We start from the raw sequence: 25,226 nt of genomic DNA, 5'->3' as shown, positions 1-25,226 counted from the left end.
GAACAGGCGGTCACGTTGAAACGGAATGGGTGGTCACGATGGCGCGGAATACGCAACAGAACCCCTCTAGAACAGATGATACAGGCGCATCCATTACAAATAATCTATTGAGTGAAAATTCTGAACCCATAGAAAACCTTCATTCAAGATGCTTATATGACGTATTTCGCTGAGTGATACATGGTTTCGCTAGCATTGACTTACCACTATAACAACGGTCCAATCATTTCAAATGGTCGAAGTTATAAATGACAAAAAAAGAACCAACTGAAACCAAATAGAGACAAAATAAACAAAAGACTCATTCCAGGAAGCTATCCAATGTTTACTCATCATTACGGTGTCTGGCCCCAGCATTTACCCAAGAGCCTGCCATTGCCACAAACCAGCTTAGTCACCAACCTGGAAATCTCCACCCAGCGCTATCCAGACAGGCCTGCCATCATTTTCTACGACACATCGATCAGTTATGCAGAGCTGCTGAGCGAAGTAGAGGCGCTTGCTGGCTGGCTACAGAAGAAGGGTCTGAAAAAGGGTGATAGAGCACTGCTCTATATGCAGAACTCCCCGCAGTACGTCATCGGCTATTACGCTATTTTGCGTTGTGATGCCATTGTGGTTCCGGTCAATCCGATGAATCGTAAAAGCGAATTGGAATATTACGCAAAAGATACAGGTTCGGAGTTTTGCCTCGCCGGCTACGAATTGATGAGTTATGTCTCTCCTTTGGTTGGAACGTCCAGCCTTAAGCACGTCGTCATATCAGCTTACGGCAGTCGCTTGCGCGCACCTACCGATCTTGAATTACCGGATGAAGTATCAGCAACCGCTGGCCCCATCGACAAAGCATGTATCAACTGGGATGACGTCATACAAGCCGGGCTCCAGCCCGAGCCATATACCTCAGGCCCTGATGATCTGGCAATCATCCCCTACAGCTCCGGCACCACCGGCGCACCCAAGGGCTGCATGCATACCCACCGCGCGGTGATGGCGACGACCGTACAACGGGTGGTCTGGAACAGTGCCACGGTCAATTCCGTCCAGCTCGCAACCCTGCCCTTCTTCCATGTGACCGGCATGCAAGCGTCCATGAATGGGCCAATCTATATCGGCGCCACCAGTGTGATCATGACGCGCTGGAACCGCACCGTCGCAGCCAAGCTGATCGAACGTTATCAGGTTACCGGGTGGGCCAATATCGTCACCATGGCAGTGGACTTTCTGCTGAATCCCGAGCTCGACCGATACGACATATCCAGCTTGAAGCATATTGGCGGTGGCGGCGCAGCCATGCCCCAGGCTGTTGCCGACAAACTCTATCGACTCACCGGCCTGCATTACCTGGAAGGCTATGGCCTCTCCGAGACGATGGCGGCCACCCATACCAATCCGCCTGATGCCCCCAAACCTCAGTGTCTTGGCATCCCCATGTTTGACGTCGATTCACGGACCATCAATCCCGACACCCTGGAACTGCTGGGACCGGGCGAAGTGGGCGAAATCATCAGCCACGGGCCGCAAGTCACCGTGGGCTATTGGAACCGCCCCGAGGAAACAGCAGCAGCCTTCATAGAACTGGAAGGCAAGCGCTTCTTCCGTACCGGAGATCTCGCCAGATATGACGAGGATGGCTACTTCTACATGGTCGATCGCATCAAGCGAATGATTAACGCATCGGGTTTCAAGGTCTGGCCATCGGAAGTGGAAAGCATGATGTATCAAAACCCGCTTATTCAGGAGGTATGCGTCATCTCCTCGCCTGATGCCAAGCGTGGCGAGACCGTCAAGGCCTGCATCGTGCTTTCGGCTGAAGCCAACTCCCAGACGGCGGAACAGGAAATCAGCTCCTGGTGCAAAAGCAATATGGCGGCCTACAAGGCGCCTCAGCTTTTCGAGTTTATGCAGGAATTACCGAAATCCTCTTCGGGGAAAATCATGTGGCGTGAACTCCAGGAGCAGGAACACCGACTCACCGCAACCACAGGAGCGATATAACCTCACAACCCTCTCGCCGACGCTAAAAGACAGTCCAATCATAAAAAAGAGATTTAAATGAATAAAACAACAAGCATTTTCAAAAAGCACCCTCTTGCCGGCGCTATTGTTTGCATGGGGCTGCCCTTCTTGCTGATGGGGGCTGGGCCAGCCGTTGCCCAGAACGCTGAGATTGAAGAACTGCGCCGGCAGCTGCATGCGCTTGAGCAGAAGCTCAATGAAAGCACCGCCCGCATTGAGGCCGAGGCAGCCGCCGCACGCGCCGACGCTCGGGAGGCGCGGACTGAACTGGCATCACAACAGAAAGCCAATGCCGAGACTCGGGAGGCTATCACCAAGTCTGACCTGATCGTGCGCGATGGCAAGGGCATCAAGATTGGAGATACTACCGTCACCGTGAACGGCTATATCAAGGCGGACGCGGTTTACGCTTCAGGCGGCGACGGTAGCAAGAATAACCGTACCCTGGGTCAGGCACCCAACTTTGCGAATTTTGCGAACTCACCTGATGCCGACCGCTGGCGCTTCGGCTCCAGCATCCGGGAAAGCCGTATCGGCTTTCGTACCGTCACGCCCGATGTGAATGGCCGAGATCTGACCACCTATTTCGAGTTCGACTTCCACGGCTCCGAGGACGGCGCCAACGAGTTCGTTTCCAACAGCTATAACCCACGAGTGCGTCTGGCTTATGCCTCCTGGGGCGACTGGACTGTAGGTCAGGACGTAACCACCTTCTCTGAGGGTGCAGCGATTCCGGAAATCCTCAACCAGGGCAAGATGGCAGCTTTCACTTATGCTCGCCAACCTCTGCTGCGCTATAGCATGAACGTGCCAGGTGGGCGCCTTTTTGCTGCCATTGAGAACCCCGAAGATGGCGATCACGATCAGGCTTACCCTGATGCAGTGCTGCGCTATCAGGCGCGTAATGATTACGGCGTCTACTCTCTGGCAGCCATGGCGCGTACTCTGGAAAAGAGCAATTCCGGCGACCGCTCGCTGCAGGGTGCAGTATCTCTCTCGGCGCGCATTCCCACCTTCGGCAAGGATAATCTGCGACTGCAGTACAGCTACGGCGCTCTGGGCCGCTATGTAGGTCTGAGAACCTTCCAGGACATCCTGAATACCGACACCACGGATACCAATGGCGATCCTATCTACGGCGACCTGACACCCGCAGTTTCCTACGGGGCAACCATCGCTTATCAAAAACACTGGTCGCCGAAATGGCGCTCCAACCTGAGCCTGTCGCAGCTGGAAATGATGACCAATACCGACGAGGCAGAACTGGGGCGTTACTTTGATCGCTCTTCCTCCGCTCACCTCAACCTGCTGTATGCCGCCACCGATCGCATCACTCTGGGGCTGGAATACGCCTACTGGGAGTTTGGCGCCATGGACCAGGCCAAGTCGGCCTACCAGTATGAGCAGCTCATGGCGTCAGCCAAGGTTGATTTCTAAGCCGGATCGAATTCCTTCCATGCAGCCCACCACCCGGTGGGTTGCCTCTTTCACAAACCTCACTTCCTCCAACAGAGTCACCTGAAGCGCCTTTGGGTATGGCGAATATTCTCTGTAGGATCCGCCATACCTGCCTGTCAACACCCTCTCCCATCCTGGCCAATGTGCTGTCACAACTCCGGGCGATCCCGTCTGGCTGAGATGTCCGGCGTTTCAGGACATGTTAGGCTGACAAATATCAGGACGACTTGGCAGTTTGCCCCTGTGAAGCACAATAGAACCCCAATCACTCACAAGACGGTCTACTCATGCGGAACGACAACCACGGCCCAACTCCCTCCTCGAGCGACCATGAGCAACTGGCAGAAGCCCATATCAAAGGGATTCAGAACCTCTCTCTGGCCGAGCAACGCCGTGACCAGATCTGCGACGCGGCGTTGGAGCTCTTTCTGGAGAAAGGGTTCGCGTCGACCACCATCCGCGACATCTGCGCCCGTTCAAGGGTCAACCAGGCCAGCATCTATGATTACATTGCCAACAAGAATGACATTCTCCGGCGCCTGCTGAATAAGCTCTGGTTTCGTTCCGGTGCTCCAAACCTGGCCGACCTTCTGGATGACGGGGCGACCGAGTCTTTTGAAGAATGCGTCAGCCATTACCTGCGGGAATCATGGACCAAGAAGCGGAAAGGAACATTGCTGGCGTATCGGTCGGTCCCTCACATGCTGAAGGAGGACCGCAAGGCCATGAGGACCAGGGATGAAACTGTCATTCGTGAGCTGTCCGACAAGCTGCGGCACCACTCCCAGCTGCCGGACGATGACCCAAGGGCTGACATCATCGCCAACATGATCATCTACCTCGCCGGCTTTGGCCCTATGCGAGACTGGCTGCATCCGGGCGTTGAGGACGAGGTCATTGTCAGCACCTTTGCCGCCGGCATTACCGCCATGATCGATAACCTGTCGCAGAACCCTCTGCCCATCAGGGCGATCGCCAGTGATACTCAACCACCAGCGCCGCCCCTTGCAGACTAGTTATAACCCTCTCAGACCTGCACTGCTCTGAGCGTTCTGTTTTGACGCCAGATAAGGGCCACCAGAGCAGCGGATACGAGCCCGCCTAGCATGGTGGTCAGAAGCCCCGGAAAGCTGAAAGCGAACCCAGCAGCCACCAGCGGCAACCGTTGCCAACGCTGCACCAGTCCCACCCCCAGCAGATAACCTTCCAGACCACCGGAAATCAACATGATGCCCATTATTATCGACGGCAATACATAGATCAGCGGCGTCAGATCACCCTGAAGTACCAGCGCCGGTTGGAACAGGAAGAACAGCGGTACGAAGTAGATCACCACGCCCAGTCGCATAGCGGTAAAGGAGGTCTTCATGGGCTTGGCCCCGGCTATGGTCGCTGCCAAAAAAGCCGCAGCGCCAACCGGCGGCGTAATAGCCGAGAGCATGGCGTAATACACAATGAAGAAATGCACTGCGATGGTGTTGAGACCACCTACTTCCACCATTGCAGGAGCCAAGGTGACGGCCAGGAATATGTACGCCACTATGGCCAGCCCGGCCATGCCCATGATAAAGCAGGCCATCACACCGAAGCAGATGATCAGGAAAATATTACCTCCGCCCAGCGCCACCAGGCCGGAGGTTAAAGCACCGGTCACCCCGGTAATGGTCAAGGCACTGACCACGAAGGCGATGGGCAGGATGATGGCTGCAGTCTGAGTGATCAGCACACCGATCTGCCGGATCGCCTCGTAAAGCCGGCGCGGCGTCAAGCGGGTTTCCTTGCGCAGGAATGACAGACCTATCATCAACAGGGAGGCGTACCAGGGCGTGTAATATTCCCAGCGCATGTACAGCAAACCCCAGATCAGGAACACCATGACGAACAGGAATGGCCATCCCCGGAGCAGAACCTTACGGGTGGACGGAAGCTGATCTCTGGGCATACCTTTCATGCCAGTACGGGCGGCGTAAGCATCCACCTGGAGTATCAGTCCAAAGTAGAAAAGCAGCGATGGCACTATTGCCGCTATCATCACCGTTACATAATCCACGCCGATGGTAATGGCCATGACAAAGGCAATAGCACCCATTACTGGCGGCATGACCACGCCCCCGGTGGAAGCACAGGCTTCAATGGCACCCGCGTAGTGGGCCGGATATCCGACCTTCTTCATGGTGGGGATGGTAATCGAACCGGTTCCCGCAATGTTTGAAAAGATGGACCCTGAAAGACTTCCCATAAAAGCGCTGGCCACCACCGCCACCTTGGCCGGCCCACCACGGTAACGCCCGAAACTGGCGTTAGCCAGGTCAATGAAGAAGGTTCCAGCGCCAGTCGCGAGCAGCATGCCGGCAAATACCAGAAAGCCAAGAATGATTTCCGCGACGATCTTGGTGGTAATACCCATCATGCCCTCGGCTCGGAACACGTGGGCTTCGATCATGTGCTCAAACTGATAGGGAATCCCCATCAGTAATCCCGGGAAGTAATCAGCAACCAGCGGATACAAGCCGATCAGTACCACGACCAGCAGGAAAGGAGTACCACCGCTGCGGCGGGACAGCTCCATCATCAGCAACCACACTACAATGCCCATGTAGAGGTTGCTCCAACCGGCCTGAACCATATCCCAGGCATTCGCGGCAAAATAGAAGCTGACCCCAAGAACAGCAACAGCCGCAATCACGTCATAGAAAGGTACCGACGTCTGGCCTACCCTGCCCGGCAGGGCAATAAAGGCCGCGGCGGCGAAGAAACCAATGAATGCCCAGTAATACTCACCCTCAAGTAACCTCTGGCCATTCCAGGTAAAGCCGAAGATATAGGTCAGCCCGGCGAGCAAGCCGCATACGCTGAGGGCAACAAACAGGATGCTTTGCCAGGAAAAAGAATCACCCAGGCGGGTTGCTTCAGATTCAGGCGTTTCCAGCTCATGGCTGGAAGGCTCAGTTTTCATAATCATCTACCGTTGGCAGGTTAAGAAGCGAATCATCTCGGAGCATCGAGCCGGGCCAGCGAGCAGTCGCGACCCGGCTCCGGGCTTACAGGCGGGAGCGGAAGCCTTCCAGACCTTCAGTATGTTTGCTCAGGATCTTCATGAAATCCTCATTATTGTGGCTCGCTGAGATACGGTTTTCCCGGGCTTCGTCCAACGCGGCCTGACGCGCTCCGAGCCAGCGATCCATCTTCTCAACGGCCTGCTGATTCCAGACGTCGTCCGCCTCCGTCCAGACGCCTACTTCCTTGAGGTATCGGATCGTTCCCTCATGAATCGGCAAGGGTGCCCGGTCCAGGTAATTGCGGAACACTTCGATATCCATCCGGGCCGCCAGGGGGTGGCTGCCCTTGTATTTGTCGAACGACTCGTGGAACCACTTTGCCATGTTGTAGGCAAACGCCTCCTCTGCGTCGGCGGGCACTGCATAAACGAAGTTCGATGTCAGGCCAGCCACTCCCCGGGCAGTCGACACACCCAGGGTGATTTCGCTCGGTACCACCATCGGACGGTATGTCAGGAAACCTTCCCAGCCTTCGGCATTGTCAGCGTCCATCGACAGCCAGCGGATACCACCCGGTGCACCTTCCATTTCCGCCAGAACCGCACTGGTACTGGCGCAATAAGCCACATCTGATTTGCCTTCCACCACTGAACGGCAATTCTCGGCATAACTGCTGGCGGGAACGAAGGACAACTTCTCCGCAGCCTCGTCATCAGTCATGCCCAGATAGGCAGGCAGCGCCTTGGCGGCAGCGGCGGTCATGGGTGGAGAGAACTCGCCCCGAGCAACTCGAACGCCGCCTTTCTTGAGGTCTTCAATGGTTTGCAGCTCGGAGTCTCCCCGGGTTACAAATCCCCACGGCGTATCGTTGTGGTGCCAAATGATGCGCTGCGCTACGGGCTTGCTGCTGGCGTAGGCGCCAATACCCTCGATCTGAAATCGCATGTCCGCCGTAGAAACGGAACTGATCGTCAGATCACGGCGGTCGGTGAGACGAAGGTAACGTTGGGGGTCACTGTCCTCCGGCACAATGCGAGTCATGGACCCCATGTCTTTCTGGAAGGTCGGAGCCCACCCATTGGTCGAGGCAAAACTGCCACTGGATGTGCCTGCCGTTCCGATAACCAGCATCCTGGGCATTTTGTAGTCAGCGCCATGCGCCACTCCACCTCCCCCAATCGCCAGAACGACCGCAACATAAAGGCCGGTACGTAATGCATTCTTCAGCAACTTGATACTCATGAAGCGCTCTCCGCATTTTATTATTGTCGATCAACTCTTCCATCTGAGGCTGCCTTCAGGCCGCCAAAACCGCCGGCCCTGGCAGCTCCCCCCATACCTGATGGCGACATTCAGGAAAAGCTGACGCTTGTCAGGCTAGCGGAATGCATCGCAGCGTCAAGTACTCATTGACGCGCTATTCATTGGGTGAATAACAGGAGACATAACGGCTACGCCCCAGTAGCTTGACCACTCCAGCGATGCCATCAAAGTTGATCTTGACGGGCGTCAGGAAGGCACGTTTCTCTGTCAATGACCTGGATAATAAGAATGGATCACAACGATCACGAGCCCGACAGCTCCGGCATGTCTCTTGAAGCTGCCGTCGAACATATCACTGGCACCGACCCGCGCTTTGCTCTGACACAGGCCTGTATCCACGGCGCGACCTATACCGTTTTTGCTAACGCGCCGACCAATCTGAGGGCGCTCCTACAGACATCCTCGGATGCCTACGGTGATCGGGATATGCTGGTTTATGAGGATCAGCGCTGGAACCACGACCAGTTTTGCGACGAGGTGAAGCGGCTGGCGCAGGGCATGGCCGGACAGCTTGAGGTAGCTCCAGGAGATCGCGTTGCGATTGCCATGCGCAACTACCCCGAGATGCTGGTTCTGATCATGGCCGCCGCCTCCATGGGGGCCGTTGCGGTCCCCATGAATGCCTGGTGGTCCGCAGACGAGCTGAGATTCGCCCTGAAGGATTGCGGGGCCAGGGTGGTATTTGCCGATGGACCTCGCTACGAAGCCGTTGCTTCTCATGCGGAAACTCACAATCTCACCCTGGTGGCTGTACGGGATGCACAAGGTCCCCTGCATTATGAACAGATCAAGGATCGAGCCGAGCCTGTCACCTGGTCGACGGTTGATCTTGCCCCCGACGACGACGTTGTGGTGCTCTATTCGTCTGGATCATCAGGCACGCCAAAGGGCGTCGTTCTGACTCATCGGGGCGCCATTTCAGCAATCTATTCCTTGATGATGGCCAAGGAAATGCAGCCACTGATCACCCCTGTCGATGATGGGCCACCGCCACCACAAACAGCGTCCCTGGTTGTTACTCCCCTATTTCATGTCACGGCCCTCAACTCGATATTTCTGCAAGGCCTGGCTACCGGCGCCAAGATCGTCCTGATGTACAAATGGGACCCGGAGCTGGCAGTGGAGCTGATCAATGCGGAACAGATCACCCGATTCCTCGGTGTGCCCACCCAGTCCGCCGAGTTGATGGATGCCGCTCGACGACTGGGGCAGGAGCTACCATCCCTGGCGGGTATTGTCGCCGGGGGCGCAAAGCGGCCCGCTGCCCAGGTCAACCTGCTGGCGCAAGCTTTCCCCCATGCCATGATCGCCTCCGGTTGGGGCATGACGGAAACCAACGGCCTGGGAATCGTGGCCTCGGGCGCCGACTATCTGGATCGTCCGGACACCGCGGGCAAGCTGACGCCGCCCCTGCAGGAAGCCCTGATCGTCGATGAACAGGGCCTCGAGGTTCCCACCGGCCAGGTCGGCGAATTGCTCATCAAAAGTCCGGCGAACATGCGCTGCTATTTGAACCAGCCAGAGGCCACAGACACGACCCTGCGGGATGGCTGGCTTTACACCGGCGATCTTGCCCGCATGGACGATGAAGGCTTCTTTTATATCGTTGACCGGAAGAAAACTATCATCATCCGGGGCGGCGAGAACATTTCGTGTCTGGAGGTGGAAGGTGCACTGCATCACCAACCAGGCATAGCCGAAGCCTGCGTTTTTCCGATACCGGACGAACGCCTGGGCGAAGTCGTCGGTGCGGCGGTCTACCTTCTGCCCGACGCGGATGTAACAGAAACCGAGTTGCGACATGGACTCGCCAACCACCTTGCTGCTTTCAAGATTCCGAAATGTATCTGGTTCTGGTCTGCTCCCCTGCCCCGCGGCGGAACCGGAAAAATCGATCGGCAAAGCATACGAAATGAATGTACGAATATCCCAACCCCCATACTTTCAGGAGATAACCGTGGATAGCACAAACAACGCTCATCAACTCAATGATCTGACCATGTCGGAAAAAGTCCGCCCCCTGCTGGACGCCGTCAAGCAGCATATCCGGGACAATGTTGATCCCATCCTGGAAGAATATAACCGCCTGGGTGAGGGCCGTGCAGAACGTTTCAGTTACGCGCCGGGCCAGTTGGAGCTGCTGGAAGGCGCCAAGAAAAAGGCCAAGGAAGCGGGGCTTTGGAATTTCTTTTTGCCTAACGCCGAAACCGGGGAAGGCCTGTCCAACCTGGATTACGCCTATATCGCGGTTGAGCTGGGCAAGAACCCCCTGGCCTCCGAAACCCTCAACTGCTCCGCCCCGGATACGGGCAATATGGAGGTTCTCGAGCGTGTCGGCACGCCAGAACAGAAAGAGCAGTGGCTCAAACCCTTGCTGAATGGTGAGATCCGCTCATGCTTCGGCATGACCGAGCCGCACGTCGCCTCCTCCGATGCCCGCAATATCGCAACCAGCGCTGTGCTCGAAGGTGATGAGTGGGTCATCAACGGCGAAAAATATTATATTTCCGGTGCCGGCGACCCACGCTGCAAGATCATGATCTGCATGGTGAAAACCAGCCCGGATGCAGAACCCTTTCGCCAGCAGTCGCAAATCCTGGTGCCAATGGACGCGCCCGGCCTGACCATATTGGGCCCCATGAATGTGTTTGGTCATGACGATGCGCCACACGGCCACATGCACATCAGGCTGGACAACGTCCGTGTCCCCAAGGACAACATCCTGTGGGGTGAAGGGCGCGGTTTCGAGATTTCTCAGCTGCGCCTTGGGCCAGGCCGTATCCACCATTGCATGCGCTCCATCGGCGCCGCAGAAAAGGCGCTGAGCCTGATGATCGAACGGGGCCAGAACCGCGAAGCCTTCGGCCGTTCCATTGTTGATCTGGGCAAGAACATGGAAACCATTTCCCGTGCCCGTATCGAGATCGAAGCCATGCGCATGATCGTCTTGAAAGCCGCCAAGGCCATGGACGTTCTGGGCAACAAGGAAGCGCGCATCTGGGTCTCCATGGCCAAGGCAATGGTTCCCGAGAAGTGCTGCAACATCATCGATCAGGCTATCCAGATTCATGGTGCCACCGGCATCAGCCAATGGTCCCCGCTGCCGGACATGTATACCAAGCAGCGGACGCTGCGCCTGGCAGACGGCCCTGATGAAGTTCATCACAACGTGGTGGCTCGTGCCGAAGTCAAATCCTACAACCAGAAACAGGGCCGCTAAGGCCCTGCATACAACACTGGAAGGAAACTGACGATGGATATCAACAATCGTATTGTAGTGGTCACCGGCGCAGCCGGTGGCATCGGCCGAGCGCTGGCGATCCGGTTTGCCCAAGCCGGCGCCAAACGGGTGATCTGTGCAGACCTGGATGAACAGGGCGCACGGGAGACCGCGGAACACATTGGCGGTATAGCCCGCAAGGTCAACGTGGCCTTGGAAGAGGACATCAAGAGCATGATTGAGGATGTGGAAGCCCAGGAAGGCCCCATTGATCTGTTCTGCTCCAACGCCGGCATCCTGCTGCCGGGCGGCCCGGAAGTCGCCAACGATGACTGGCAACGGATATGGGATATCAACGTGATGGCCCATGTGTATGCAGCCAGACATCTGGCTCCCCGGATGATCGAGCGTGGTGAGGGCTACTTCCTCAACACCGCTTCCGCTGCGGGCCTGCTGTCTCAGGTGGGCTCTGCTCCCTATGCCGTGACCAAACACGCGGCGGTGGCTCTGGCCGAATGGCTGGCACTGACCTATGGCGATAACGGCATCAAGGTATCGGTGCTCTGCCCGCAGGCGGTGCGTTCGGCCATGACCAAAGGTCGCGAAGATGGCGTTGCCAGCATCGACGGCATGCTGGAACCGGAACCGGTCGCCGAGGCATGTCTGCAGGCCATCGAGGCAGAAACCTTTCTGGTCCTGCCGCATCCCGAGGTGCTCAACTACTTCCGCAACAAGGCGGAAAATTACGATCGCTGGATCGGCGGCATGAAGAAGCTCAACCGGGCTTACCGGAGGAGCTGATCACAAACCCGCTGCGGATACCCGTTTGCATCAACCCTCAATCACAGGGCTTCAACGACTGCGTTGAATTGCAGGCGGGGTTCAGCCCGCTGCACAGGCAAGGGTTGCCAGTCTTGCGCCAGCATTTCCTGCAGCGTCTCAGCACAGGTCTGGCGGCGCACTACGTCGAATAATGCCTGGGCCTGGGGATAATGCCGGGCTAGAAACCCCAGCCACTGTTTGCAGCGACCCGGAGCATGGCGATCAGCGACTCGCTCACGCACCTGCTGATAGAAGTCCAGCAACCAGGGCTGCAGCTCTTCCCAGCTCAGGTCAGCTGCAGTTATCCCCTCCTCGGCAGCCTGGATACAGCGCGCAAGGCCGGGGCGCGCAACCAGGCCACGACCGACCATGACCTGTTCACAACCACTGACCCGACGAATCTCCTGATAGTCATCCAGACTGGCCACATCCCCATTGGCAACTACCGGTACCGCCACCGACTCACGCACTCTGGCCAGCCATTCCCAGTGCGCCGGCGGCTTGTAGCCTTCCACCTTGGTGCGCGCGTGCACGGCAATCTCTGCCGCCCCTGCATCAGCCAGGGCACTGGCGCATTCCAGCGTCAGACTGGTATCGCTGTAGCCCAAGCGCATCTTGGCTGTGACAGGAATCGCTGCAGGCGTTGCCGCCCGCACGGCAGCAACGATCTGGTACAGGGTGTCCGGCTCCCGCAACAGGGTGGCACCGCCGCGGTGGCGGTTGACGGTTTTGGCCGGACAGCCGAAATTCAAGTCCACCGCCGGCGCACCCAACTCTGCCAGCAGCGCGGCGTTATGCCCTAACCAGTCAGGGTCTGAGCCCAGCAGCTGCGGATGGACCGGCACGCCTACAGCAGTTTTCCAGCCATGCAGACTTTCCGGAACGATACGTCGGATGGTCCCGGTATTCAGCGGGCCATCGGTCACCCGAATGAATTCGCTGACGCAGCGATCTATACCACCGATACGGGTGAGGATATCGCGCAATGGGGCATCCACCAGCCCCTCCATGGGGGCCAGAATAATGGCGTGTTTCATGGATCAATGCCGTGACTGGCAAGCAGCTCGAGCAGCGCGGCTTCGTCCATCACCTGCACTCCCAACTGTTCCGCTTTTGCCAGCTTGCTGCCGGCGCCCGGCCCGGCCACCACACAATGGGTCTTGGCGGAGACGCTGCCTGCCACCTTGGCACCGAGACCTTCCAGATAGTCCTTGGCCACATCGCGCGAGAAGCGCTCCAGAGTACCGGTCAGTACCCAGGTCTCACCGCTCAGCGGCAGCTCAGCACCCTGCGCCCTGGGACTCTCCCAATGCATGCCGAAGTCCCGCAGCTGCTGCTCGATCGCCAGTACCCGCTGACGCTGTGCCGAATCCTGAAAATACTCGCGCAAGCTCTTGATGGCCTTTTCATTCAGCCTTTCCACCTGCTTGAGATCCAGCCAGTCCGCCTCGATGATGGCAGTCAGATTGCCGAAACGGTCGGCCAACCGCTGAGCACTTGTGCCGGCAACCGAGGGGATCTCCAGACGTGCGAGAAACTCGCCCAAGCTGACACTTGCGGCAAACTCCGGGGCCAGACCGCCCTCCTCCTGCAGCTGCACGCCCCGTTCGAGTAATTGCTGAATCACCGTCTGGTTGTGTTCATCTGCAAAAAACGCAGTAATTTCATGGGCCACTTCGGCACCGATCTCCGGCAGGAACTGCAGAATTTCTTCCTTCGCCTGACTGATGCGCTCCAGCCGACCCAAGGCGCGGGCCAGCAGCTTGGCAGTTTCTTCTCCGACATCAGGAATACCGAGCGCATAAATGAAACGCGCCAGCGTCACCGGCTTGCTGTGCTGGATCGCCAGCAGCAGGTTGTTGGTCGACACCTCCGCAAAACCTTCCAGGGTAATGACCTGCTCGTAGGTCAGCGCGTACAGATCGGCTGGCGAGGCGATCATGTCCCGATCGATCAGCTGCTCGATGATCTTCTCTCCGAGACCATCGATATCCAGCGCCCGCCGAGATACAAAATGCATGATCGCCTGTTTCAACTGCGCCTTGCACGCCAGTCGCCCGACACAGCGATAAGCTGCGCCTTCGGTCACGGTCTGCTTGCCACGCCCACGCTTGACCAGCTGAATACGCTCCACCGCCGAGCCGCACACCGGACATTGTTCTGGAATATGCACCGCGCGAGCATCAGCCGGACGCAAATCCATGACCACCTGCATCACTTGCGGGATGACGTCACCGGCCCGGCGAATGATCACGGTGTCACCGATCATCACTCCCAGACGCTGGACTTCATCCATGTTGTGCAAAGTCGCATTGGACACGGTGACGCCAGCAACCTGTACCGGTTTCAGCCGTGCTACCGGGGTAACTGCACCTGTGCGTCCGACCTGAAATTCGACGTCCAGCAGCTCGGTCATTTCCTCACTGGCCGGAAATTTGTGCGCGATCGCCCAGCGCGGCTCACGGGAACGGAAACCCAGTTCACGCTGCCAGCCAAGATTATTGACCTTGAAGACTACCCCGTCGATTTCGTAAGGCAGGCTATTGCGTCGCTCGCCGATGTCGCGGTAGTAGTCGAGGCAGCCATCGATACCCTCTACCAACCTGAGCTCACGACTGATCAACAGCCCCCAATCACGCAGGCAATGCAGGATGCCAACCTGCGTATCGGGCAGCTCACCTTCAAAACGGCCGATACCGTAACAGCAGAATTCCAGCGGGCGCTGAGCGGTAATGTTCGAATCGAGCTGGCGTAGCGAGCCGGCGGCGGCGTTTCGCGGGTTGGCAAAAGTCTTGCTGCCCGCCTCGCGGGCGCTTTCGTTCAACCGCTCGAAACCGGCTTTGGTCATGTAGACCTCGCCACGTACTTCCAGCACCGCGGGCCAGTCGGTCCCGCGCAGCTTCAGTGGAATATTGCGTACGGTGCGCACGTTGACGGTAATGTCCTCACCGGTGGTGCCATCGCCCCGAGTCGCGCCACGGACCAGCAGGCCATTTTCATACAGCAGACTGATGGCCAACCCATCCAGCTTCGGTTCGCAGCAGTATTCGATCTGTGCGCCACCACCCAGCAGGTCCGGCTGGGGCAGGTCCAGCCCACGGCGTACCCGGCTATCGAAGTCGCGCATGTCACTTTCCTGGAAGGCATTGCCCAGGCTCAACATGGGGACGTCATGACGTACCTGACCGAACGCCGACGAGGCCATGCCCCCGACCCGCTGAGTTGGCGAATCTGGCGTGATGATGTCGGGATTGGCCTCTTCGAGCACCTTCAGCTGATTGAACAACCGATCATATTCCACGTCGGGCACTGCAGGCTCGTCGAGGACGTAGTAGTTGTAGTTGTGCTGGTCGATCTGCTCACGCAGTTGCTGAGCCTGAATCGAAGGGTCGGAAATCGAGGTCATGGTTGGTCAAATCATCGGCGATGGAAAACAAGACGACGATTGTAGCAAGGAACCCACTCGTGGCGGCAGCGCAGCTTGCGCCAACTCCCTGCGCACCGGGAAAAACCGGGCGCGGGAGTATTCACCTCAGTGGCTCCAGGAAACCGGGATCCACCAAGGTGCGTGCGACAGGGGCGTTATTTGCGGGTGCGGTCGCTGCCCTTGAACTTGTTCTGGCGTACTACGCGAGCCTGGTGCATGGAGGGCTTGCGCGCCTGGCGCTTCTGCTTTTCCTTCTGGGCAACCGTGGCTTCCGGCAAGCGTATCGGCTTCAGGCCCACTTCTTCGCTGAGAATATCCAGTTCGTTCTGTTTCATGTCGCGCCAGCGGCCAACCGGCAGCTCGGCACCAAGAAACACCGGCCCGAAGCGAACCCGCTTGAGGCGGTTCACACGCACGCCCTGGGATTCCCACAGACGTCGCACTTCGCGGTTGCGGCCTTCCATCAGGCAGACGTGATACCAGCGGTTGATACCCTCACCACCAGAACTGACCACGTCGGTGAACCTGGCGGGACCATCATCGAGCATGACACCGGTCTTCAGGCGCTCGATCATGTTTTCATCGACTTCACCCATGACCCGCACCGCGTATTCGCGGTCCATCTGCCAGGACGGATGCATCAGTCGGTTGGCCAGTTCACCATCGGTGGTGAACAGCAGCAGACCGGATGTGTTGATGTCCAGACGCCCGATGTTGACCCAGCGACCCTGTTTCAGGCGCGGCAACTGCTCGAACACCGTCGGCCGCCCTTCCGGATCGTCACGGGTGCAGACTTCGCCTTCGGGCTTGTTGTAGATCAGCACGCGACGCACCACTTCGGTAGCCAGATCGCGCTTGAGCGGACGGCCATCGACTGTGATCTGATCCAGGCTGTCGACCCGACAACCCAGCTGCGCCGCCTTACCGTTGACGGTGACGCGCCCAGCGCCGATCCAGCCTTCGACTTCGCGGCGTGAGCCGAGCCCCATGCGGGCCAGTACTTTCTGCAGTTTTTCCCCGGAGACCGGAGTTTCCCTGTCACCTGGGTTTGTAGATTGGGAATCTGGGTTTGTAGGTTGATCAGTCATGCGTGGCACCTCCCGGTGTGGTGAAAATGATTTCTTGAGAATCTGGTCGCGCAGAATAGCACCGACCTGGAATATCAGCCAGTCAACAACAAAGACAAAACATCAAGTATCTTCGTCCGACTCCAGATCACCGACAGACGGCGGCAAGAGGTCATCGAAGTCGGTCTTCAAGTCAGTTTCCATGGCATTGAGCTCGTCCAGCAAGGCGCCGAAGTCACCCGCACCGACCTTATCGGGGGTCAACGGCGCCACCGGCAGCCAGGCTGGAGCAGCTTCGCCATCACCTTCACCAGCCCCAACCGCAGGCGAGTCATCACCTATCTCGCGCAGTTCAGCCAAGGGTGGCAGGTCTGCCAGACCACGCAGATTGAAGTAGTCGAGAAATTGACGGGTAGTGGCATACATCGCCGGACGCCCCGGCACCTCTCGATGCCCCACGACCCGCACCCATTCGCGCTCCAGCAGAGTGCGGACGATCTGACTGCTGACCGCCACACCACGCACATCCTCGATTTCGCCACGGGTGATGGGTTGCCGGTAGGCAATCAGCGACAGGGTTTCCAGCAGTGCGCGGGAATAGCGCGCCGGGCGCTCCTCCCAAAGGCGACTGACCCAGGGCGCGTATTCACCGCGCACCTGCAATCGCCAGCCGCTGGCTACCTCCTGCAGCTCCACCGAACGATCCGCACAGTTTTCTGCCAACCGCGACAGCGCCTTGCGCAGTTCATCCAGCGAGGGGGCAGCATCATCAAGCAACTCACGCATGCGCTCCAATGACAATGGCTTGGCGGAGGCCTGCAACAGCGCCTCGAGAACCCGTTCAAGCGGTGGTCGTGACATCGCTTTTCACCTTGACGTGAATGGGTGCAAGAGGCTCGCTCTGCACCAGATCAATCAGTTGTTCCTTGACCAGTTCAAGAACCGCCATGAAGGTCACCACCACACCGAGTCGGCCTTCACTGACCTGATACAGGCTGATAAAGGGAACGAACTGCCCACCCTTCAGACGCTCCAGCACATCGGCCATACGCTCACGGGTAGAGAGCACCTCCCGGCTGACCTGATGACTTTCAAACATGTCGGCGCGGCGCAGCACGTCGGTAAGCGCCAGCAGCAACTCATCCATGCTCACATCCGGATGCGCTGCACGTGCTTCCAATGCCGGAGGTGCTGCCGCCGCGAGGGCTATATCGCGCCCGACCCGTGGCAGACCATCGAGATTCTCCGCCGCCTGGCGAAAGCGCTCATATTCCTGCAGCCGGCGAATCAGCTCAGCGCGCGGATCGTCCTCATCATCACCTTGGTGCTCCTGACGGGGCAGCAGCATGCGCGACTTGATCTCCGCCAGCATGGCAGCCATGACCAGGTATTCCGCTGCGAGCTCCAGCCGCACCACCTTCATCAGTTCGACATAGCCCATGTACTGCCGGGTGATTTCGGCAACGGGAATATCGAGCACATCGAGATTCTGCCGGCGGATCAGATAAAGCAGCAGATCGAGGGGGCCTTCGAAGGTATCGAGAAAAACTTCGAGCGCCTCGGGAGGAATGTACAGATCCTGAGGCATCTCGGTAACCGGCTGACCATTGACCATGGCCAGCGGCAATTCATGCTGCAAAGGGCCCGGCAACTCAGCAACCGGCTCGCTTTGCGCCAGCTGCTCTGGTTCCCGGGCGCTCATCAGCCGCGACGGTAGTTCAGGCCGATGGCCTGGCGTACTTCAGCCAGGGTATCGCGCGCTGCATCACGGGCCCGCTCGGCGCCTTCAGTGAGGATCAGGCGCACGGCATCCGGGTTGTTTTCATACTCCACAGCCCGTGCCTGCATCGGTGCCAACTCGGTGCAAATGGCGTCGATAACCGGCTTCTTACAGTCCAGGCAGCCGATACCGGCGCTGCGGCATCCTTCATTCACCCAGTCATGGGTCGCCTTGTCGGTGTAGATCAGATGCAGCTGGTATACCGGACACTTATCCGGGTCGCCTGGATCGGTGCGACGCACACGCGCCGGATCAGTCGGCATGCGACGGACCTTCTCGCTGACTTCATCACTGGTATCGCGCAGGGTGATAGTGTTGCCGTAGGACTTGGACATCTTCTGTCCATCCAGGCCGGGCATTTTCGAAGCGGGTGTCAGCAATGCCTGGGGCTCGGGCAGAATCACCTTGCCGCCGCCTTCGAGGTAACCGAATAACCGTTCCTTGTCACCCAGCGTGATGTTCTGCTGCTCTTGCAGCAATGCACGGGCGGTGTCCAGCGCCTCGGCATCGCCTTTTTCCTGATAGGCGGTACGCAGGTTGCTGTACAGCTTCGCGGCTTTCTTGCCCATCTTCTGGATAGCGGAGCGCGCCTTGTCTTCAAAGCCGGCCTCCTTGCCATACAGATGGTTGAAGCGGCGCGCCAGCTCACGGGTGATTTCCACATGGGACAACTGATCTGCGCCCACCGGTACCAGGCCGGCACGGTAGATGAGAATGTCCGCACTCATCAGCAGCGGATAGCCCAGGAAGCCGTAGGTGGCCAGATCCAGATCGCGCAGTTTTTCCTGCTGATCCTTATAGGTCGGCACCCGCTCCAGCCAGCTCAGCGGCGTGGACATGGACAGCAGCAGATTCAGCTCGGCGTGTTCGGGCACCTGCGACTGGATGAACAGGGTCGCGGAGGTACCACTGACACCAGCCGCCAACCAGTCGATCATCATATCCCAGACGTTCTGTTCGATATCCTGCGGCGTCTCGTACAGGGTGGTCAAAGCGTGCCAGTCGGCTGCAAAGAAGAAGCACTCATACTCGTGCTGCAGCTTTACCCAGTTCTTGAGCACGCCATGATAATGACCTAGATGCAGGCGGCCGGTGGGGCGCATGCCCGATACGACCCGGCGCTGGGATTCAACGGAACTCAAAGGTAACTCCTGATTGTCTGGTGATACGTCATGTTGGCAGTGGGATAGTTATTATGTCATTCACGGCTGACGCCGAAAGGCTCCGGGTCGCCCCGGCCGATGCGGCGTACTTCGGTTTCGCCGTTGAGCAGCGCGACCACGGTAGTCGGTTCGATGGTACAGGCGCCGCTGTCGATGATCAGATCGACGTGTTTATCCAAGCGTTCGCGAATATCCTCAGGATCAGTCAGTGGCAGACTGTCGCCAGGCATCTGCAGCGTCACACTCATCAACGGTTCGCCCAACTCTTCAAGCAGCGCCAGGGTGATCTGGTGATCGGGAATACGCAGGCCGATGGTGCGACGCTTGGGATGCAGCAAGCGTCTGGGCACTTCACTGGTGGCATGCAGAATGAAGGTATAGGGCCCCGGCGTATTGCCCTTCAACAGCCGGAAGGTCGCGTTGTCGACCTTGGCGTAGACGCCCAGCTCCGACAGATCACGACAGACCAGCGTGAAATTGTGTTTGTCGTCCAGCTGACGCAGACGACGAATACGTTCCAGCGCGCCCTTGTCGCCGAGATGACAGCCCAGCGCGTAGGCCGAGTCGGTCGGATAGGCGATCACTCCACCGGCGCGCACAATTTCCGCCGCCTGACTGATCAGGCGCGATTGCGGATTGTCCGGGTGAATCTCGAAATATTGGCTCACGGCTGCATTCTCGTTCGGCTTTCCGGCAGTCTAGAATCTGTTGCCGCTATATCGCAAGCAGCGTCGCCGCTGCCAGTGAACCCCGCATCATGCCATACCGGCGTGCAAGCAGCGGGCAAGGGCGTCATTTTACCCAGCGCCATCCACGGCGAATCCGGATGATGGAAATCGCTGCCACAACTGGCCAGAAAACCAAATTCAACACTCATCCGCGCCAGCACTGCTACCTGTTCAGGTGCCTGCTTGCCGTTGGATACCTCGATACCGCGTCCACCGGCCTGGGCAAAATCGCGTAGCAGGCGGCGGATGCGAGATCGGGTAAAACCGTAATGCCAGGGATGCGCTATCACCGCCATACCGCCGGCAGCACGCAGCTGCTCCACTGCCTGCTCCAATTCCGGCCAATGTTGTTTGATATCGCCCAGCTTGCCCGCCCCCAGCCATTTGCGGAAGGCTTCAGCGCGGTCGCGAACATGCCCGGCCTGCACCATCCAGTCGGCAAAATGCGGACGCGCTGGGGGACTGCTCGGATCACTGCCGGTCGCCTGCTGCACTGCCAGCGCACCTTCCAGCGCGCCGGGCATGCGCTTGGCGGCCAGCCGGGTGGCGATCTGTTCGGCACGCTGCCAGCGCCCATCACGCACTGCGGCCAATGCTTCAAGAAAAGCCGGAGACTGCATGTCGAAACCGTAACCGAGGATATGAATGGTGTGGCCCTGCCACTGCGCGGACAGCTCTATGCCGCTGACCCACTGCATACCATGGGCCAGCGCAGCCTGTTGCGCTTCAGCCAGCCCATCGACACAATCGTGGTCGGTCAACGCCACCAGATCGATCCCAGCCGCTGCTGCACGCGCCATCAGCTCCGCAGGCCCAAGGGCGCCGTCCGAGGCTGTACTGTGCATGTGCAGATCCGCTAACAAGGTGACTCCTGGCCCATCGACTGAAAGAATTTGGCTATTATGCCGTCTGGACGCTGACAATGCCTAACCGATGACATAACTTACTGCATTGTTTACCACCCAAAGCCATCCTATCTAAGGAACCGACATGTTATACGCCATCATTGCCAGCGACGCTCCGGGCACACTCGACGCTCGGCTGGCAGCTCGTCCCGAACACCTCGCCCGCCTTCATCAATTGCAGGATGCCGGGCGGTTGGTGCTGGCAGGTCCACATCCGGCCATTGATTCGAATGATCCCGGTAGCGCCGGCTTCACCGGCAGCCTGGTGGTCGCTGAATTTGCCTCTCTGGAAGATGCCCGTGCCTGGGCCGACAGCGACCCTTATATTGCCGCCGGGGTGTACAGTCAGGTTCTGGTAAAACCATTCAAACGCGTCCTGCCCGCCTGACGAGGAGAGCCCCGAATGCCTTTCCGCACCCTCATATTGCCGCTCGCCCTTCTGCTGCTGCCGCTGTCATCCCAGGCCCAACAAGCGGACACCCCACCTGAACAGGAGGCCGCTGTTGTCGAACAGGACGTCGGCACCCTGCAAGCCGAGCTGGCCAAGGTGGAAGCCGAGCGGCAGCGTCTGGCCGACGAGCTGGCGAATACCGCCGATCATGCCGAAGTCGAGCAACTGAGCAGACAGAACCTTGCCTTGCGTGATCGCTTGTCAGTCATGGAAAAGGTTGCCGACACCAACCAGGCGGAAGAGCAACGCAAATGGTTCATCGTCGGCGGGGCGACAGTTGCCGGCAGCCTGATACTGGGCTGGTTGCTGGCTCAGCTCGGTGGTCGTCGCAAACGCAACGAGTGGACCAATTGAATCAGACCATCTTGATGATCGACGACGACCAGGAGCTCTGCGAACTGCTGGGCTCCTGGCTGGCGGCCGAAGGTTTCCTCCTGACCAGCGTGCATGACGGCGCCGCCGGGCTCGAAGCCGCCCGTGAAGGCAGTTACGAGGCCATAGTGCTGGACATGATGCTACCCGGCATGAATGGCCTGGAAGTGCTGCGGGCCCTGCGTCATACCTGCAACACCCCGCTGCTTATGCTCAGTGCGCGCGGCGAGCCGGTAGACCGCATTCTCGGCCTGGAGCTGGGTGCGGATGACTATCTCGCCAAGCCCTGCGACCCACGTGAACTGGTAGCCCGACTGCGCGCACTGCTACGCCGCGCTGCGCCGGCAACCGACAGTCAGTCCCTGGAACTGGGCGACCTGCGTATGGACACCGGCAGTCTGATGGTCTGGCAGAACGACGAGCTCATGACGCTGACCCAGACCGAAGCGCTGATCCTGCGCGAACTGCTGGAACGCCCCGGCCAGTTGATCGACCGCCAGAACCTGTCGCGTCAGGCCCTGGGCAAACCGCTCGGCCCCCATGACCGCAGTCTGGACATGCATATGAGCAATCTTCGACGCAAGCTGGGTCCCCATGCTGATGGGCGCCCGCGCATCCAGTCGGTCCGCGGGCGCGGCTATCTGTACAGCTGAGAAAGCCTTACTGGCTTTACATTGCCTTTACCAACCAACCTCCCTGGCTGACAACCCGGCAGCTAGACTGGGTACCAGTGGCCGGACACCCGGTCATATGTAAACCAGGAGATACCCCATGAAAAAGACATTGATTGCAGGCCTGTTCGCCTTCACCAGCGCTGTATCCTGCGCGGCACTCGCCATGCCCGGCAATGACCAGGACATGGAAAAGTACCATGACAAGCATATGGACCGGATGGCCACCGAGCTGGAGCTGACCGCTGAGCAGAAAGAGCAGATGCGCAGCGTGCATGAAGAACAGTTCGAAAAGATGAAAGCGCTGCATGAAGAGAAGAAGGAGAAGGTAGATGCCATTCTCAACGATGAACAGCGCGAGAAAATGCAGGAAATGCGCGAAGAGAAACGCGAGAAGATGAAACAGCACATGCAGGATCGCAAAGACCGCAGAGGCGACAAACGCGACGACTCCCGCTCGTCTGACGCCAACTGATACGCATGCGGCTGTTCTGGAAGGTCTTTGCCGTTCTCTGGCTCGCCACCCTGCTGGTGGGTGGCTCGGGCTTTCTGATCAGCCGCGCTTTGCAACAGGACTGGATGCTCCTGCAGTTTCATCCCAAATTACGTGATTTCAGCGAACAGCTGGTCACTGTGTATGAACAGCAAAGCCCTGATGCGGCTCAGCTGTGGCTGGAAGATCAGCGCAAACAGCACCGCTTGCGCGCGCAATTGTTTGACGCACAGGGTCAACGCCTGATTGACGGCACCCTGCCCACCCTTCCCCGTTTTGACACACCGGACCAGAGCGGGCCGGAACGCACCCGTCACGGGCGGCTGTTCCAGCTGGCCTGGAGCTCCGAACAGGCGCAATATCAACTGTTGCTGCATGTCCCTTCCACCGAGTTGTTTCGCTGGCGGCACACACCCTTCGCGATGATCACCAATATCAGCATCGCCATGCTGCTGCTGGCACTGGTGAGCCTACTGCTCAGCCGCTATCTGACCGGGCCGCTGAGAAAGCTCGGCGTAGCAGCCCAGGACCTGGCCCAGGGACGGTTTGATGACCAGACCCTGGCAGATATTGGCTCACGCCGCGATGAGATCGGCGACCTGTCACGACGTTTTCGCAGTATGGGTAACCGTGTGCAGAGCCTGCTCGACAGTCAGAACCAGTTGATGCGCGATATTTCCCATGAACTGCGCTCCCCGCTGGCGCGACTGCGCATCGGGTTGGCGCTGGGCAGCAAACAGGGGTTGGCGTCGGATGATCCCTTGTGGACACGACTGGACCGCGAATGCAGCCGGCTGGACAGCCTGATCGACGATATTCTCACGCTCAGCCGCCTGGATGCCCAGAGCGTCCCGTCGGAAGTGGTTGATCTGGACCGATTGATCGATGACATCGTCGAAGATGCGCGCTTCGCCGCCGGCCAGCAACGCCTGGAGATACAGGGCGCGACCGGTTGCACCCTTAACGGCTGGCCGGATCAGTTGGCCAGCGCCATCGATAATCTGCTGCGCAATGCCCTGCGTTTTTCACCCGGCGATGGGCTGATCAGCATCGAACTGTCAGCTACTGCACAGGGCTGCGACATTCGGGTGACCGACGAAGGCCCCGGCGTACCTGTAGAATGGCTCCCACGACTCGGCGAGCCTTTTGCTCGTGTGCCCGGCCAGCCCGCGGACAGCGGTCACGGCCTGGGGCTGGCCATCGCTCGCCGCGCGGTCGCACGGCATGGCGGCACACTCGCTTTCAGCCTGAATGACTCAGGCGGTCTGAGCGCCCACATTCACCTTCCCAGCCCCGATCAACTCTCCGGCCAGCGCCGGAAGAAGTCACGTGACACCAGTTCCGGCGCCACCCTGTCGGGTGTCATTGACTGACCGACATACAGGTAGGCAACGATCTTTTCGTGCGCCTGCAGTCCCAGCCCGTCCCTGATCAATGGGTCGTAGGCCGGCTCACCGGTGCGCCATACCGCACCCAATCCCAGCGCATGAGCGGCGACCAACATGTTGCCGACGGCAACAGCGCAAGACATATCCTGCTCGATTTCCGGAACCTTGGGATGCGCAACGGGGCTGCTGATGGCGATGATGATCATCGGCGCCCGCTGCGGCAGGCTGGGGGCGCGCAATACATCGACCGCGTTCGGATCGCCGGTCCTGGCCAGGGCGGCAGCGGCAAACAGCTCGCCCAGGCGTTCCAGCCCCTGACCTTCAAGCACCAGAAAACGCCATGGCCGCAACCGAGCATGGTCCGGAGCACGCAGTGCAGCCTGGAACAGCGCCTCCTGTTGCTCCCTGGTGGGGGCCGGCCCGGCCAATCGGGGCATGGAAACCCGGTTGTGCAATGCGGTCAGTGCGTCCATTATCATCAGACTCCAAAAATAGGTGAGTGCCAGATCATAACAAAACCGGCCCAGCATTCGGCCGCTGCCGGCACCCCAGGGTAGCAGTCAGCGAAAACAACAAGGAGAGCGTCATGGCCACCCCCGAAACCTCCCATCAGATTCGCGAATTCCGCTCGTTTGCCGAGTTCTATCCGTTCTATCTCAGCGAGCACAGCAATGACACCAGTCGACGCCTGCATTACGTCGGCAGTAGCCTGGTGCTGCTGATCCTGCTCTGGGCGATTATCAGTGGCAACGCCTGGTGGTTATTAGCCATACCGGTGGCGGGCTACGGCTTCGCCTGGATCGGGCATTTCTTCTTCGAGAAGAACCGGCCTGCCACCTTCAAATACCCGCTCTACAGCTTCCTCGGCGACTGGGTAATGTTCAGGGATATGCTTACCGGGCGAATTCGCTTCTGACCTGTAGGCAGATTGTCGAACCGC

The 25,226-nt window shown here is 58.7% G+C and carries 22 protein-coding genes and 1 pseudogene; 12 read left to right on the top strand and 11 right to left on the bottom strand.

Annotated features, from left to right (window positions below):
- Positions 1-321: 321 nt before the first annotated feature.
- From INT39_RS06595 to INT39_RS06585, 3 genes are all read left to right on the top strand, one after another.
- Positions 322-1,998, top strand: a complete 1,677-nt coding sequence (locus tag INT39_RS06595) for a long-chain fatty acid--CoA ligase (protein ID WP_193073007.1) — start codon at positions 322-324, stop codon at positions 1,996-1,998.
- Positions 1,999-2,055: 57 nt separating this feature from the next.
- Positions 2,056-3,456 carry a DcaP family trimeric outer membrane transporter gene (locus tag INT39_RS06590; protein WP_226944582.1) on the top strand — a complete coding sequence of 467 codons (1,401 nt, stop codon included), beginning with the start codon at positions 2,056-2,058 and terminating at the stop codon, positions 3,454-3,456.
- A gap of 308 nt (positions 3,457-3,764) precedes the next feature.
- Positions 3,765-4,493, top strand: coding sequence for a TetR/AcrR family transcriptional regulator (locus INT39_RS06585; RefSeq protein WP_193073006.1), 729 nt, complete (start codon positions 3,765-3,767; stop codon positions 4,491-4,493).
- Between the two features lie 11 nt (positions 4,494-4,504).
- Here the strand turns inward: INT39_RS06585 and INT39_RS06580 are convergent, their stop codons facing one another.
- Both INT39_RS06580 and INT39_RS06575 read right to left on the bottom strand, forming a co-directional pair.
- Positions 4,505-6,433: a TRAP transporter permease gene (locus INT39_RS06580; RefSeq protein WP_193073004.1), complete on the bottom strand. Its 1,929-nt coding sequence runs from the start codon at positions 6,431-6,433 to the stop codon at positions 4,505-4,507.
- Between the two features lie 85 nt (positions 6,434-6,518).
- The gene (locus INT39_RS06575) at positions 6,519-7,718 is read right to left on the bottom strand and encodes a TAXI family TRAP transporter solute-binding subunit (RefSeq protein WP_193073002.1); all 1,200 of its coding nucleotides are present in this window, start codon (positions 7,716-7,718) and stop codon (positions 6,519-6,521) included.
- A gap of 309 nt (positions 7,719-8,027) precedes the next feature.
- Between INT39_RS06575 and INT39_RS06570 the strand changes: the two genes are divergently transcribed.
- The 3 genes from INT39_RS06570 to INT39_RS06560 are packed head-to-tail and all read left to right on the top strand — an operon-like array spanning position 8,028 to position 11,820.
- Positions 8,028-9,764: a class I adenylate-forming enzyme family protein gene (locus tag INT39_RS06570; RefSeq protein WP_226944581.1), complete on the top strand. Its 1,737-nt coding sequence runs from the start codon at positions 8,028-8,030 to the stop codon at positions 9,762-9,764.
- 34 nt (positions 9,765-9,798) lie between these two features.
- Positions 9,799-11,019 carry an acyl-CoA dehydrogenase family protein gene (locus tag INT39_RS06565; protein WP_193073055.1) on the top strand — a complete coding sequence of 407 codons (1,221 nt, stop codon included), beginning with the start codon at positions 9,799-9,801 and terminating at the stop codon, positions 11,017-11,019.
- Between the two features lie 33 nt (positions 11,020-11,052).
- A complete protein-coding gene (locus INT39_RS06560) occupies positions 11,053-11,820 on the top strand; it encodes an SDR family oxidoreductase (RefSeq protein ID WP_193073000.1) in 768 nt (255 codons plus the stop codon).
- A gap of 41 nt (positions 11,821-11,861) precedes the next feature.
- On the opposite strand, the gene INT39_RS06555 is transcribed toward INT39_RS06560, so the two are convergent.
- The 8 genes and pseudogenes from INT39_RS06555 to INT39_RS06520 all read right to left on the bottom strand — a co-directional run bounded on the left by INT39_RS06555 (position 11,862) and on the right by INT39_RS06520 (position 20,869).
- Complete coding sequence (locus INT39_RS06555) at positions 11,862-12,878, bottom strand: tRNA dihydrouridine synthase (protein WP_193072998.1); 1,017 nt, start codon at positions 12,876-12,878, stop codon at positions 11,862-11,864.
- Positions 12,875-15,247, bottom strand: coding sequence for an NAD-dependent DNA ligase LigA (gene ligA, locus INT39_RS06550; RefSeq protein WP_193072996.1), 2,373 nt, complete (start codon positions 15,245-15,247; stop codon positions 12,875-12,877). Before ligA ends, INT39_RS06555 begins: the two co-directional genes overlap by 4 nt.
- A gap of 215 nt (positions 15,248-15,462) precedes the next feature.
- Positions 15,463-16,356: pseudogene (gene rluB / locus INT39_RS06545) on the bottom strand (23S rRNA pseudouridine(2605) synthase RluB); the annotation flags it as partial.
- Positions 16,357-16,458: 102 nt separating this feature from the next.
- On the bottom strand, positions 16,459-17,196 hold the full coding sequence (gene scpB / locus INT39_RS06540) for an SMC-Scp complex subunit ScpB (RefSeq protein ID WP_193072992.1): 738 nt from the start codon (positions 17,194-17,196) through the stop codon (positions 16,459-16,461).
- On the bottom strand, positions 17,177-18,013 hold the full coding sequence (locus INT39_RS06535; protein WP_413468906.1) for a segregation and condensation protein A: 837 nt from the start codon (positions 18,011-18,013) through the stop codon (positions 17,177-17,179). The genes scpB and INT39_RS06535 overlap by 20 nt, the downstream gene beginning before the upstream one ends.
- Positions 18,014-18,036: 23 nt before the next feature.
- Positions 18,037-19,257, bottom strand: coding sequence for a tryptophan--tRNA ligase (locus tag INT39_RS06530; protein WP_193072987.1), 1,221 nt, complete (start codon positions 19,255-19,257; stop codon positions 18,037-18,039).
- Positions 19,258-19,313: 56 nt separating this feature from the next.
- Entirely contained in the window at positions 19,314-19,946 is a 633-nt protein-coding gene (locus INT39_RS06525) for an L-threonylcarbamoyladenylate synthase (protein ID WP_193072985.1), read from the bottom strand.
- Positions 19,943-20,869 carry a PHP domain-containing protein gene (locus tag INT39_RS06520; RefSeq protein WP_193072983.1) on the bottom strand — a complete coding sequence of 309 codons (927 nt, stop codon included), beginning with the start codon at positions 20,867-20,869 and terminating at the stop codon, positions 19,943-19,945. Before INT39_RS06520 ends, INT39_RS06525 begins: the two co-directional genes overlap by 4 nt.
- 127 nt (positions 20,870-20,996) lie before the next feature.
- Here INT39_RS06520 and INT39_RS06515 point away from each other — a divergent pair, with 127 nt between their 5' ends.
- From INT39_RS06515 to INT39_RS06495, 5 genes are all read left to right on the top strand, one after another.
- A complete protein-coding gene (locus tag INT39_RS06515) occupies positions 20,997-21,299 on the top strand; it encodes a YciI family protein (RefSeq protein ID WP_193072981.1) in 303 nt (100 codons plus the stop codon).
- 15 nt (positions 21,300-21,314) lie between these two features.
- Positions 21,315-21,716 carry a hypothetical protein gene (locus tag INT39_RS06510; RefSeq protein WP_193072979.1) on the top strand — a complete coding sequence of 134 codons (402 nt, stop codon included), beginning with the start codon at positions 21,315-21,317 and terminating at the stop codon, positions 21,714-21,716.
- 14 nt (positions 21,717-21,730) lie between these two features.
- Complete coding sequence (locus INT39_RS06505; protein ID WP_193073053.1) at positions 21,731-22,387, top strand: response regulator transcription factor; 657 nt, start codon at positions 21,731-21,733, stop codon at positions 22,385-22,387.
- A 118-nt stretch (positions 22,388-22,505) separates the two neighbouring features.
- The gene (locus INT39_RS06500; protein ID WP_193072977.1) at positions 22,506-22,880 is read left to right on the top strand and encodes a hypothetical protein; all 375 of its coding nucleotides are present in this window, start codon (positions 22,506-22,508) and stop codon (positions 22,878-22,880) included.
- 5 nt (positions 22,881-22,885) lie between these two features.
- The gene (locus INT39_RS06495) at positions 22,886-24,271 is read left to right on the top strand and encodes a sensor histidine kinase (protein WP_193072975.1); all 1,386 of its coding nucleotides are present in this window, start codon (positions 22,886-22,888) and stop codon (positions 24,269-24,271) included.
- Here INT39_RS06495 and INT39_RS06490 read toward each other — a convergent pair.
- Complete coding sequence (locus INT39_RS06490; RefSeq protein WP_193072973.1) at positions 24,196-24,759, bottom strand: nitroreductase; 564 nt, start codon at positions 24,757-24,759, stop codon at positions 24,196-24,198. The genes INT39_RS06495 and INT39_RS06490 overlap by 76 nt on opposite strands.
- Before the next feature lie 113 nt (positions 24,760-24,872).
- Between INT39_RS06490 and INT39_RS06485 the strand changes: the two genes are divergently transcribed.
- Entirely contained in the window at positions 24,873-25,202 is a 330-nt protein-coding gene (locus INT39_RS06485; protein WP_193072971.1) for a DUF962 domain-containing protein, read from the top strand.
- Positions 25,203-25,226 lie beyond the last annotated feature (24 nt).

The organism is Pseudomonas sp. FME51 (assembly GCF_014897305.1).
This window is presented reverse-complemented; position numbering and strand designations above follow the sequence as displayed.

Bases quoted from the DNA above. Each gene is read 5' to 3' on its own strand.
- INT39_RS06575 (WP_193073002.1), bottom strand. From the start codon at position 7,718: ATGAGTATCAAGTTGCTGAAGAATGCATTACGTACCGGCCTTTATGTT.
- INT39_RS06515 (WP_193072981.1), top strand. From the start codon at position 20,997: ATGTTATACGCCATCATTGCCAGCGACGCTCCGGGCACACTCGACGCT.
- INT39_RS06495 (WP_193072975.1), top strand. From the start codon at position 22,886: ATGCGGCTGTTCTGGAAGGTCTTTGCCGTTCTCTGGCTCGCCACCCTG.
- INT39_RS06570 (WP_226944581.1), top strand. From the start codon at position 8,028: ATGGATCACAACGATCACGAGCCCGACAGCTCCGGCATGTCTCTTGAA.
- INT39_RS06590 (WP_226944582.1), top strand. From the start codon at position 2,056: ATGAATAAAACAACAAGCATTTTCAAAAAGCACCCTCTTGCCGGCGCT.
- INT39_RS06580 (WP_193073004.1), bottom strand. From the start codon at position 6,433: ATGAAAACTGAGCCTTCCAGCCATGAGCTGGAAACGCCTGAATCTGAA.
- INT39_RS06490 (WP_193072973.1), bottom strand. From the start codon at position 24,759: ATGGACGCACTGACCGCATTGCACAACCGGGTTTCCATGCCCCGATTG.
- INT39_RS06565 (WP_193073055.1), top strand. From the start codon at position 9,799: ATGTCGGAAAAAGTCCGCCCCCTGCTGGACGCCGTCAAGCAGCATATC.
- ligA (WP_193072996.1), bottom strand. From the start codon at position 15,247: ATGACCTCGATTTCCGACCCTTCGATTCAGGCTCAGCAACTGCGTGAG.
- INT39_RS06510 (WP_193072979.1), top strand. From the start codon at position 21,315: ATGCCTTTCCGCACCCTCATATTGCCGCTCGCCCTTCTGCTGCTGCCG.
- INT39_RS06505 (WP_193073053.1), top strand. From the start codon at position 21,731: ATGATCGACGACGACCAGGAGCTCTGCGAACTGCTGGGCTCCTGGCTG.
- INT39_RS06555 (WP_193072998.1), bottom strand. From the start codon at position 12,878: ATGAAACACGCCATTATTCTGGCCCCCATGGAGGGGCTGGTGGATGCC.
- INT39_RS06560 (WP_193073000.1), top strand. From the start codon at position 11,053: ATGGATATCAACAATCGTATTGTAGTGGTCACCGGCGCAGCCGGTGGC.
- INT39_RS06485 (WP_193072971.1), top strand. From the start codon at position 24,873: ATGGCCACCCCCGAAACCTCCCATCAGATTCGCGAATTCCGCTCGTTT.
- INT39_RS06500 (WP_193072977.1), top strand. From the start codon at position 22,506: ATGAAAAAGACATTGATTGCAGGCCTGTTCGCCTTCACCAGCGCTGTA.
- INT39_RS06595 (WP_193073007.1), top strand. From the start codon at position 322: ATGTTTACTCATCATTACGGTGTCTGGCCCCAGCATTTACCCAAGAGC.
- INT39_RS06585 (WP_193073006.1), top strand. From the start codon at position 3,765: ATGCGGAACGACAACCACGGCCCAACTCCCTCCTCGAGCGACCATGAG.
- scpB (WP_193072992.1), bottom strand. From the start codon at position 17,196: ATGTCACGACCACCGCTTGAACGGGTTCTCGAGGCGCTGTTGCAGGCC.